We start from the raw sequence: 11,039 nt of genomic DNA on the forward strand, positions 1-11,039 counted from the left end.
GGGCAAAGGGGCTCCCTATCTGATGGTGCGTCAATTATCGTGCGCCTCCATGGGGTCCAAGAGGAGTACCGTCGCGGAGCTCGTACAGGAGCGGTGGGGCGATCACCGGCCGGGGCTGTGGTTCGAGGGGCGGGTGCTGAGCCACCACCGGGTGGCGGCGGGCGCGGCGGCGCGGGCGGCGCTGCTCGCCGAGCTGCTGCCACCGGGCGCCGCGCCGCACGTCGGCGTACTGCTCGACAACACTCCGGAATATCCGCTGTGGCTGAGCGCGGCAGCCCTCGCCGGTGCCGCCGTCGCGGGCGTCAACCCGACCCGGCGCGGCCCCGAACTGGCCCGCGACATCCTGCACGCCGAGTGCCGCGTCCTGGTCACCGAGCGGGCCCACCTGCCCCTGCTCGACGGCCTCGAACTCCCCGGCGTACGCGTCCTGGTGACCGACACCGAGGGGTACGCCGACCTCCTCGCGTCGTACGAGGGCGCGAAGCCGGACGCCTCCTCCGCGTCGGCGGACGACCGCCTCCTCCTGTACTTCACGTCCGGCTCGACCGGCGCCCCCAAGGCCGCGATCTGCACCCAGGGCCGGCTGGCCGCCGCCGGACGTTCGCTGGCCGACCAGTTCGAGGTGCGCCCGGACGACACGCACTACATCTGCATGCCGATGTTCCACGGCAACGCGGTGATCGCCGACTGGGCACCCGCGCTGGCGGCGGGCGCGGGGATCGCGCTCAGACGGCGCTTCTCGGCGTCGGGGTTCCTCGCCGACGTACGGGCGTGCGGGGCGACGTACTTCACCTATGTGGGCCGTGCCGTGCAGTACCTGCTGGCCACGCCCGCCCGTCCCGACGACCGGGACAACCCGCTGCGGATGGGCTTCGGGACGGAGGCGGGCGCGGTCGACGCGGCCGCCTTCGAGCGGCGGTTCGGTGTGCGGCTGGTGGAGGGGTACGGCTCGTCGGAGGGTGGGGCCGCCATCCGCTGGACACCCGGCACTCCCGTGGGTGCGGTCGGACGGGCGGCACCCGGGGACGACCTCGCCGTGGTCGACCCGGAGACGGGCACCGAGTGTCCGCCCGCCGCCTTCTCCGCCGATGGACGACTCCTCAACGGGGCGTCGGCGATAGGGGAGTTGGTGAACCGCGGGCCCAACCCCTTCGAGGGGTACTGGCGCAACGCGGCGGCGGACGCGGCCCGCAGGCGCGACAGCGGGTACTGGACCGGCGACCTCTTCTACCGCGACGCCGACGGCTTCCTCTACTTCGCCGGACGCACCGACGACCGGCTGCGCGTCGACAGCGAGAACCTCGCCGCCGCGATGATCGAGAACATCCTCGCCCGGTACGAGGACGCCGCCGCCGTGGCGGTGTACGCGGTGCCGGACGCGGTCGCCGGGGACCAGGTGATGGCGGCGATCGGACTCAAGGAGGGGGCCTCCTTCGCCCCGTCCGCCTTCGCCGAATTCCTGCGGGCGCAACCCGACCTGGGGACCAAGATGGCACCCCGGTACGTCCGGGTCGTGGAGCGGATGCCGGTCACCGCGACCAACAAGATCCATCGGGTGGGACTCAGACGCGAGGGGTTCCGGTGTGCGGACCCGGTGTGGTGGCGGCCGCCGGGGGAGTCGGCGTACCGCGGGCTGCGGGCGGCGGACGTGGAGGGGCTACTGGCCGAGTACCGGGCGCGGGGGCGCGAGGAGCTGCTGGCGCGGTAGGGCGAGGGAGGTAGAGCGGGGGAGGTGGGGCGGGGAGGCATCCGGGGACGTATTGCCGGCCCGGGTGCTCAGCGAGTTCGTCAGCCGTGAGTGAGTGCGGGGGGACGCAAGAAGGCCCCCCACGATGTGGAGGGCCTTTCTCGGTTGTGCGCCGCCAGGGACTCGAACCCCGGACCCGCTGATTAAGAGTCAGCTGCTCTAACCAACTGAGCTAGCGGCGCATGACCCTCGCCTCCCGCTCTCGCGGTCGGCGACAAAAGAAATACTACCTGGTCCGCAGGGCTGCTTTCGACCACGAAACGGCGAGGACCTAGAGGGCGAGGGACAGGAGGACCGGGGTCGCTCCCCGGTTCAGCGTGTCCGCGGCCTGCCGGAGCCGGTGCGCGTGCTCGACCGGGAGGGAGAGGGCGAGGCAGCCGACGGAGGAGCCGGCCGTGATGGGGACGGCCGCGCAGACCGTGCCGACCGCGTACTCCTGGAGGTCGAGCACCGGCACCGTGGGCGGCTGGGCGTCGAGCCGGGACAGCAGCAGCCGCTCGTTGGTGATGGTGCGCGAGGTGAGGCGGGCCATCCTGTGGCGGGAGAGATGGTCGCGGCGGCCGTTCAGGTCGAGCTGGCCGAGAAGGCTCTTGCCGATCGCGCTGGCGTGGGCCGCGGAGCGGAAGTCGACCCACTCGTTGACCGCGGGGGTCGCCGGGCCGTCGGCGTACTGGCTGATGTGGATCTCGCCGTCGACATACCGGCTGAGGTAGATCGCGGCGCCGACCGAGTCGCGCAGCCGGTCGATGGTCTGCTGGAGCTTCTCGCGCAGTGCCTGGTCGCGGCCGCGGGCGGAGCCCAGCCTGGCGAGGGCGGCGCCGGCGACGTACGCGCCGTCGGTGACCTGCTCGACGTACCCCTCCCGGCGCAGCATCCGCAGCAGCGTGGTCAGGCGCTCCGTGCCGAGGCCGGTCTGGCGGGCGAGCTCGGCGTCGGTGACGCCAGTGGATTGCCGTGCCACCAGCTCCAGGACGCGGAGGGCGTCCTGGGCCGAGTGGTACGGCGCGGTCGGCTCGTTCATCAACGCCACAGTTTCCCCCTGAGCTTCTTGGCCACGCCCGAAAGGCGCGGCCCGTACAGCTGGGCCTCTCCACGATAGCCGCCAAGAGGCTTACGGGGAGGGGATGTTGACGAGTTCGTCGGCGCGTTCCGGAGCCCTCAGCAGGCGCGCGACACTCTGGCATATGCCAGAGTCATGGCTCAGAGGGCATGCCCCACGAGCCGGACCTCGCACCTTGCCGCGTTCACTCCTTGCAGTCACAGGACCGCGCTGAGGAATTCCCGCGTTCGTTCGTGTGCCGGATCGCCGAAGATCTGCTCCGGCGGACCGGATTCGATGACCCGGCCGGAATCAAACATCAGTACTTGGTCCGATATGTCCCGGGCGAAATTCATCTCATGGGTCACGCAGAGCATGGTGATGTCCGTGGTGCGGGCGATGTCACGGAGGACATCGAGGACCCCCGCGACCAGTTCGGGGTCGAGCGCGGACGTCACCTCGTCGAGGAGCAGCACCTGTGGCCGCATCGCCAGCGCCCGCGCGATCGCGACCCGCTGCTGCTGGCCGCCGGACAGCCGGGTCGGACGCTCGTCGCACTTGTCCGCGAGGCCCACCAGGTCGAGCAGCTCGCGGGCCCGTGCCTCCGCCTCGTCCTTGGACAGGCCGAGGACGGTGACGGGCGCCTCGGTGATGTTCCTGAGCACGCTCATGTTCGGGAACAGGTTGAACTGCTGGAACACCATCCCGATCTTCTTGCGGACCTCGCGGATCTGCTTCTCGTCCGCCGGGAAGAGCCGCTCCCCGGCGACCGTGATCGTGCCCTCGTCCGGCTTGACCAGCGTCATCAGCAGCCGCAGGATCGTCGTCTTGCCGGAGCCGGACGGGCCGATCAGCGTGACGTGCTTGCCGGAGTCGACGCGGAAGTCCAGCCCGTCGAGGACGGTGTTGTCCCCGAAGCGCTTGGTGACCTTGTCGAAACGGATCAGCTCGGCGCCGTCCACCGGGGGATTGGCGTGCGCGTCGGGTTCTTTCATCAGAGGGGTGTCAGCGGACAAGACGTCGCTCCAGAACTCGCAGAAGAAGGGAAGCCGGATAGGAAATGAGGATGAAGGCCACGCCGACGACCGTGAGCGGCTCGATGAACTGGAAATGCTGCTGCGAAAACAGCTTCGCCTCACCGAGCATGTCCAGCACGGTGATCACCATCAGCATCGGGGTGTCCTTGAGCATCGCGATGACGTAGTTGCCCAGCGCGGGCACCACCCGGCGGATCGCCTGCGGCAGGATCACCGCGGCCCAGGTGCGCCGCACGGGCAGGCTGAGCGCCGTGGCCGCCTCCCACTGGCCGACGGGCACGCCCTCGATGCCGGCCCGGTAGACCTGCATCGTGTACGTCGAGTAGTGCAGGCCGATCGCTACGACACCGGTGGTCAGCGCGGAGAACGTGATGTTCCACTCGGGCAGCACGTAGAAGAGGAAGAACAGCTGCACCAGGAGCGGGGTGTTCCTGATGAACTCGGTGACGACGCCGACCGGCCAGCGCACCCAGCGCGTGGGCGTCCGTATCAGCAACGCCCACACCAGTCCGAGGGCGAACGAGATCAGCGAACCGAGGGCCAGCGCCTGCAGGGTGACCAGCAGCCCGTCCCAGAAGTGCGGCATGAAGTCTCCGACCGCGCTCCAGTCCCACGTCATGCGGCACCTCCGCTCGCGGCTCCCACGCCGGTCGTTTGCGTGCGCTTGCGTTCACGGGCCGCCGACTCCGTCCCGGGGTCCTTGCCGACCCCGGCCCTCAGCCGCTTCTCCAGCCCCCGCATCAGCCGGGTGAGCAGGAAGGCGATCACGAAGTAGATCAGCAGGACGTACGTGTAGATCTCCGCGCTCTCCTGCAGCGCGAGCCGCACCAGACTGCCGCTGAACGCCAGATCGCCCATCCCCATGACGGAGACCAGGGCCGTGCCCTTGAGCAGCTCGATCAGCAGGTTGCAGAACGAGGGGATCATCTCGGGCACCGCCTGCGGCAGCAGGATCAGCCGCATCCGCTGCCAGGGTGTGAAGCTGAGCGCGATACCGCCCTCGCGCTGCGCGGGGTCGACCGCGTTCAGGGCGCCGCGCACGATCTCGGCGCCGTACGCCCCGTACGTCAGTCCGAGCGCGAGCGTGCCCGCCCACATCGGGACGAGCTGCCAGCCGAAGGCGAGGGGCAGCACGAAGTACACCCAGAAGATCATGATCAGCGCGGAGGTGCCGCGGAACACCTCGGTGTAGAAACCCGCGAGGAAGCGGACGATCCACAGCCGGTGGGTGCGCGCGATACCGACGACGAAGGACACGGCCGTGGCCAGCAGCGCGCTGAAGACCAGCAGCTGGACGGTGGTCCATATCCCCTTGAGTACGAGGTCCCAGAGTCCCGAGGTCATCCGCGGCACAGCTCCTTCGCGGTCATGTCGGTCATCTCGGCCTGGGTGAAACCGAACGGCTCGAGAATGCGGAACAGCTCGCCGCCGGCCTTCATCTTCCTGAGCTCCACGTTGACGGCGTCCCGCAGCTTCGTCTCCGTCGAGCGGAACGCGAAGCCGCCACCGTCGACGTGCGGCTTGCCCTTGACCAAGGGCGCGAAGGGCTTCGTACTCTCCGCCTTGCGGGACTTCTTGACGACTTCGCGCGTCGTCAGCGCGGTCCCGGCGAAGACGTCGGCGCGCCCGGCCTCGACGGCGTTCAGCCCGGCCACCTGATCCGGCACGATCAGGATTTCGCTCTCCTTGTACCCGGCCTCGACCGCGTACTGGATCTCCGCATAACCCGTGCCCGTCGCGAACTTGGCCTTCTTCGCGACGACGTCCTGGTAGTCGTGCAGGCCCTTCGGATTGCCCTTGCGCACGATGAACGCGTCGAGCATCTGGTAGTCCGGATCCGCGAAGACGACCTGCTCACAGCGTTCCGGGTTGATGTACATCCCGGCGGACACGACATCGAACTGCTGCGCGTTGAGCCCGGGAATGAGCGAGCCGAACTCGGTCGGGACCGGCTGGACGCGATCGACCCCCAGCCGTTTGAACACGGCCTTCGCGAGTTCCGGGGCCTCCCCGGTCAGTTCGCCGTTCCTGTCGATGTACCCGAAGGGGATCTCACCCGCGATGCCGAGGCGTACGACCCCCTGCGCCTTCAGCCGGTCGAGGAGATCGCCCCCGTTGCCGGACGCCGTGGCGACCCGGGTGCAGCCGGCGGCCCCCAGCGCGCCGACGGCACCGAGGGCGGAGACACCCGCGAGCAGTGACCGCCGACTCGGCCCTCGTAGCCCTCGTATCTCTGCTTTCTCTGCGTCATACCCGTCATTCCCAAGTGGTGGAACCATGGCCGCGCGGCTACCCGGGACCATGCGATGTATGCGGATCGATTCGAGCCCCCGTCCGTCCCTGACGCCCCCTTGACCCCCCTGCCCCCCGCGGGACCATGGAGTCATGACCGACCGCCACATCCGCGTCTCCCTGACCGAGCGGGGAGTCCACTGCACGGCCAGACTGCTCGACGACCGGGCGCCGCTCACCTGCGCGGCGGTGTGGGACGCCCTCCCGCTCGCCGGCGACGTCTACCACGCGAAGTACGCGCGCAACGAGATCTACGCCCTCTTCCCACCCTTCGCGGCCACGGAACCCCCACTGGAGAACCCCACCGTCACCCCCATCCCCGGCGACCTCTGCTATTTCGCCTTCGCGGGCACGGAGTTGGGCACCAAGGCATACGGCTACGACACCGACGTACGCCCCGGCACCACGGTCGTCGACCTCGCCCTCTTCTACGAACGCAACAACCTGCTGCTCAACGGCGACGTGGGCTGGGTGCCGGGAATCGTCTGGGGCCAGGTCGTCGAAGGCCTCGACACCATGGCCGAGGCCTGCAACGACCTGTGGCGCTCCGGCGCACTGGGGGAGACGCTCAGTTTCCGGCGAGGCTAGGCGCTGCGATCCCGGCGGCCCCCGCCTCGTACAGTGCGTGCGCCGTCCGCAGGACGAGGTCGTCCCGATGCCGGGCGGCGACGATCTGCAACCCCACGGGCAGCCCGTCGGGGTCCGTCCCCACCGGCACGGAAGCGGCCGGCTGCTGCGTCATGTTGAAGGGGTACGTGAACGGAGTCCACCCCGTCCAGTGCCGGTGCCCCGAGCCCTTCGGGACCTCGACGCCCGCCTCGAAGGCGGGGATCGGCAGGGTCGGCGTCACCAGCACGTCGTACGACTCGTGGAAGCGGCCCATACGACGGCCCAGATCCATGCGGACGTCCACCGCGGCCAAGTAGTCGAGCGCGCTCAGCCGAGCACCCTCTGCGGAGACCTCCCGGAGCCCGGGGTCGAGCAACTCCCGCTGCCGAGGCCCGAGTCGCTGGGTCACCCGGGCCGCTCCGCCGAGCCACAGGACGTGGAACGCGTCCACCGGGTCGGTCAAGTCGGGGTCGGCCTCCACAACGTACGCGCCGAGCTCCGCGAGCCGCTGCACCGCCCGCCGTACCGCCGCCGCGACAGCGGGGCGGACCGCGACCTGCCCGCCCAGGGACGCCGAGTACGCGACCCGCAGTCCGCGCACCCCGCCCTCCAGCGCCTCGACGAAGGACCCGTGCACCGGCCCGAGCGCCGACCAGTCGCGCGCGTCGAAACCGCTGATCACATCCATCATCAGCGCCGCGTCGGCGGCGTCCCGCGTCATCGGCCCCACGTGCGCGAGCGTCCCGAAGGCGCTCGCGGGATACAGCGGCACCCTCCCGTACGTCGGCTTCAGCCCGAAGATCCCGCAGCACGCGGCGGGGATACGGACACTGCCGCCGCCGTCGGTGCCCAGCGCCAGCGGCCCCGCGCCCAGCGCGACGGCCGCCGCGCTGCCGCCGCTGGAGCCGCCCGCGGTGCGCGAGACGTCGTACGGATTGCGTGTCACCCCCGACAGCGGCGAGTCGGTGACGCCCTTCCAGCCGAACTCCGGTGTCGTCGTCTTGCCGAGGAACACGGCGCCGTGCTCGCGCAGCCGGGCGACGGACGGCGCGTCCTCGTCCCAACGGCCTTGTGGATCAGTGGTTCTGGATCCGCGCAGGGTGGGGCCGCCGCGCAGCAGCAGGACGTCCTTGACGCAGACCGGGACTCCGTCCAGCAGACCCGTCGGCTCGCCCCGCCGCCAGCGGTCGGTGGATTCCCCCGCCCGCGCGAGGGCCGCGTCCGCGTCCAGACGTACGAACGCGTTCACGGCCGGCTGGATCTCCTCGGCCCGGCGCAGCGCCGCCCGCGTCGCGTCCACGGGGCTGAATTCGCCCTTGCGGTAGCCGTCGACGAGTTGTACCGCCGTCAGCTCGGTGAGTTCCGACATGGGTCTCCTCCAGTACGGGAGTTCAGTGGCCCGGCACGTACCCGCGGTTCTTGTCGACCACGTTCGGCAGCGGTCTGCCCGCCTCCCAGCGCTCGTACATCTCCACGAACTGCGCGCCGAGTTCGTCCCGCCAGCCCACCGTGTCGCCGCTCATGTGGGGCGAGACGATCAGCCCGGGGACGTCCCACAACGGGCTGTCGGGACCCAGCGGTTCCTCCGCGAAGACATCGAGTGCCGCGCCCGCGATCCACCGCTTCGACAGCGCCTCGGTCAGCGCGTCCATCACGACGAGCTGACCGCGGCCGACATTGATGAAGCGCGCCGACGGCTGCATCATCCCGAACCGCCGCGCGTCGAACATGCCGTACGTGGCCTCGGTGAGCGGCGCCGCGGACACCACCCAGTCGGCGCGCGCCATCAGCCGGTCCAGCTCCTCGGGGCCGTGGATACCGGTGCGCGCAGTGCGTCCGACCAGGGCCGTCGTGACATCGAGTGCCTTGAGCGTCCTGACGATCGCCCGCCCGATCGGTCCGGAGCCGACCACGCACGCGCGCGTGCCCGCCACCCGCTGCGTCTCCCGATGCCGCCACTCCCGCCGCCGCTGCAGGTCCAGGCTCCGCGGCAGATCCTTGGCCATCGCCAGGACCAGCGCGGCGACGTACTCGGCGATCGGCCGGTCGAAGATGCCGCGCGCGTTGGTCACCACCGCGCTGGACGCGGCGAGTTCGGGGCACATCAGATGGTCGACGCCCGCGCTCGCCGTGTGCACCCAGCGCGGCCGTGGACCCTCGCCGGGCCAGGCGCGGCGCACCGCGTGCGAGGTGAAGTCCCAGACCAGCAGCACGTCCGCGCGCGGCAGCCGCTCGGCCAGCGTCGACTCGTCGGCGTGCTCGATCCGCACCCGGCCGGTGAGCTTGCCCAGCCGGGGGAGCGGTTCCGCGTCCAGGACGAGGAGGGTCGTTCCGGGTTCTCCGGATGCACGGGACGCTCCGGACGCGGGGCGGGATTTTCCGGATACGGGGCGGGGTGGGCGGGGGAAACCGTTTCGCAACGCGAGTCCGCTTTCCTGAGAGGACGAAGAGGACGAACCTGAGGGGCGGGGCGGGGCCGGAGCCGTCTGAGATGCGCGGATTGACCACGCTCGCACCCGAACCTACCTTCGTCAACACGGACGCGTGCACGGTCCGTTGCCCCCTCGTTTCCCCGCGTGAGGCCGGTGCTGCCCATGGACGTCTCCTTTCTCGGCGGTCCCTGCTCGCAGCGCGGCGTCGGCGTGGTCGCCCCCTTCGACTTCGCCCTCGACCGTGAGCTGTGGCGCTGGGTGCCGGACGACGTCTCCCTGCATCTCACGCGCACCCCGTTCGTGCCCGTCGAGGTGAGCCTGGACCTGGCCCGCCTGATCTCCGAGCACGAGACCCTCGGCGACGCGGTGCGCGCGGTCAACGCGGTCGCGCCCGAGGTGGTGGCGTACGCGTGCACCTCGGGCAGTTTCGTCGGGGGCGTCGCGGGCGAGCGGGCGATGTGCGAGGTGATGACGCGGGCGGGTGCGGTGCCCTCGCTGACCACGTCCGGTGCGCTGCTCGCCGCGCTGGCGGAGCTCGGCGTCCGCCGTATCGCGCTGGTGACGCCGTACACGGTCTCGGTCACCCAGTGTCTGGAGGAGTACCTCGCCGAGGCCGGGACCACCGTCACCGGGCGCGCCTTCATGGGCCTGACCAGGCACATCTGGAAGGTCCCGTATCGCGACGTGATCGACATGGCCCGCCTGGCGGTCCGGGGAGGACTGGCGCAGGCTCTCTTCATCAGCTGCACCAACCTGCCGACGTACGACGTCATCCCCCAGCTGGAGGCGGAACTGCGGATCCCGGTTCTCTCGGCCAACCAGGTGACGATGTGGGCGGCGCTGCGTCACCTGGGTACCCGGGCGGTGGGCCCCCGTCAGCGGCTGATCGATCAGTCCGCCCGGCGGGGGCCGGTATTGCCGGAAGAACAGGAAGGATGGGCATGACCGCACTCGGATTTCTCTATCCGGGCCACTCGGCCGAGGACGACTACCCGCGCATCGAGCAGCTCCTGAGCAGCGACATCCGCCTTTTCCTGGTCCACACGGACATCGGTGAGGACGCGCACCGGGTGGATGCCCTGCGGGAGATGGGCTCGGCGGCCCGGCTCGCGGCGGGCGTCGAGGAGCTTCGGCTGTCCGGTGCCGAGGCGGTGGTCTGGGCGTGCACCAGCGGCAGCTTCGTCTACGGCCGACAGGGTGCCCAGGACCAGGTCCGCGCCCTGGCCCGGGCGGCGGGTCTGCCCGCCTCCTCGACGTCCTTCGCCTTCGCGCACGCCGTACGGGAGATCGGGGCCCGGCGGGTCGCGATCGCGGCGACCTACCCGGACGACGTGGCCGCGCTCTTCGCCACGTTCCTGAAGGACCTGGGCGTGGAGGTGGTCGCGGTGCGCGCGTCCGGAATCATCACGGCGGCGGAGGTCGCGACGTGGGGTGAGCGGGAGGTCCTGGGGCTGGCCCGGGACGGTGATCATCCCGACGCCGACGCGGTCCTCCTCCCGGACACCGCCCTGCACACGGCCTCCCACCTCCCCGCCCTGGAGGGAGAACTGGGCAAGCCGGTCCTCACCGCCAACCAGGTCACGGTCTGGGAGGCCCTGCGCCTCGCGGCCCGCCGCGTCAACGAGCCGGCCCTCGGCACACTGTTCACCAAGGAGCCGATCGTGCAGGTGTAGCCGGTTTCCTCGCCCCCGCCGCCCCTACCCGTCCCATCCCGCTCCTGGGGGCTCCGCCCCCAGACCCCCGCCAGGGACGCTGCGCCCCCTGGACCCCCGCCAGGTATCCCAGCCCGTCCGGCGTTTGAGGACGAGGCCGTCCAGGCCGAACGGGGGTCTGGGGGCGGAGCCCCCAGGTACGGATGGGACGGGTAGGGGCGGCGGGGGCGA

General features: G+C 70.7%; 11 protein-coding genes and 1 tRNA gene. 4 read left to right on the forward strand and 8 right to left on the reverse strand.

Annotated elements, in window-relative coordinates; all coding sequences use genetic code 11:
* The first annotated feature begins 49 nt into the window (after positions 1–49).
* Positions 50–1,708, forward strand: a complete 1,659-nt coding sequence (locus tag ACX28W_RS34465; RefSeq protein ID WP_459003936.1) for an AMP-binding protein — start codon at positions 50–52, stop codon at positions 1,706–1,708.
* 147 nt (positions 1,709–1,855) lie between these two features.
* Here the strand turns inward: ACX28W_RS34465 and ACX28W_RS34470 are convergent.
* The 6 genes from ACX28W_RS34470 to ehuB form a co-directional block, all read right to left on the reverse strand.
* Positions 1,856–1,929, reverse strand: a tRNA-Lys gene (locus ACX28W_RS34470).
* 89 nt (positions 1,930–2,018) lie between these two features.
* Positions 2,019–2,777: an IclR family transcriptional regulator gene (locus tag ACX28W_RS34475; RefSeq protein WP_459003937.1), complete on the reverse strand. Its 759-nt coding sequence runs from the start codon at positions 2,775–2,777 to the stop codon at positions 2,019–2,021.
* 227 nt (positions 2,778–3,004) lie between these two features.
* Positions 3,005–3,781, reverse strand: a complete 777-nt coding sequence (gene ehuA / locus ACX28W_RS34480; RefSeq protein WP_459003938.1) for an ectoine/hydroxyectoine ABC transporter ATP-binding protein EhuA — start codon at positions 3,779–3,781, stop codon at positions 3,005–3,007.
* A gap of 10 nt (positions 3,782–3,791) precedes the next feature.
* A complete protein-coding gene (gene ehuD / locus ACX28W_RS34485) occupies positions 3,792–4,442 on the reverse strand; it encodes an ectoine/hydroxyectoine ABC transporter permease subunit EhuD (protein ID WP_459003939.1) in 651 nt (216 codons plus the stop codon).
* Complete coding sequence (gene ehuC / locus ACX28W_RS34490) at positions 4,439–5,167, reverse strand: ectoine/hydroxyectoine ABC transporter permease subunit EhuC (RefSeq protein WP_459003940.1); 729 nt, start codon at positions 5,165–5,167, stop codon at positions 4,439–4,441. Before ehuC ends, ehuD begins: the two co-directional genes overlap by 4 nt.
* Positions 5,164–6,102: an ectoine/hydroxyectoine ABC transporter substrate-binding protein EhuB gene (ehuB, locus tag ACX28W_RS34495; RefSeq protein WP_459003941.1), complete on the reverse strand. Its 939-nt coding sequence runs from the start codon at positions 6,100–6,102 to the stop codon at positions 5,164–5,166. Before ehuB ends, ehuC begins: the two co-directional genes overlap by 4 nt.
* A gap of 106 nt (positions 6,103–6,208) precedes the next feature.
* Between ehuB and ACX28W_RS34500 the strand changes: the two genes are divergently transcribed.
* A complete protein-coding gene (locus ACX28W_RS34500) occupies positions 6,209–6,703 on the forward strand; it encodes a DUF3830 family protein (protein WP_459003942.1) in 495 nt (164 codons plus the stop codon).
* On the opposite strand, the gene ACX28W_RS34505 is transcribed toward ACX28W_RS34500, so the two are convergent.
* Both ACX28W_RS34505 and ACX28W_RS34510 read right to left on the reverse strand, forming a co-directional pair.
* Entirely contained in the window at positions 6,684–8,093 is a 1,410-nt protein-coding gene (locus ACX28W_RS34505; RefSeq protein ID WP_459003943.1) for an amidase, read from the reverse strand. The genes ACX28W_RS34500 and ACX28W_RS34505 overlap by 20 nt on opposite strands.
* Before the next feature lie 22 nt (positions 8,094–8,115).
* Positions 8,116–9,039, reverse strand: coding sequence for a D-2-hydroxyacid dehydrogenase (locus tag ACX28W_RS34510; protein ID WP_459003948.1), 924 nt, complete (start codon positions 9,037–9,039; stop codon positions 8,116–8,118).
* A 279-nt stretch (positions 9,040–9,318) separates the two neighbouring features.
* On the opposite strand from ACX28W_RS34510, the gene ACX28W_RS34515 reads away from it, so the two are divergent.
* Positions 9,319–10,101, forward strand: a complete 783-nt coding sequence (locus ACX28W_RS34515; RefSeq protein WP_459003944.1) for a maleate cis-trans isomerase family protein — start codon at positions 9,319–9,321, stop codon at positions 10,099–10,101.
* Positions 10,098–10,829, forward strand: a complete 732-nt coding sequence (locus tag ACX28W_RS34520; protein WP_459003945.1) for a maleate cis-trans isomerase family protein — start codon at positions 10,098–10,100, stop codon at positions 10,827–10,829. The genes ACX28W_RS34515 and ACX28W_RS34520 overlap by 4 nt, the downstream gene beginning before the upstream one ends.
* The last annotated feature ends 210 nt before the right edge of the window (positions 10,830–11,039 follow it).

It is taken from the genome of Streptomyces sp. SD15, from assembly GCF_054462255.1.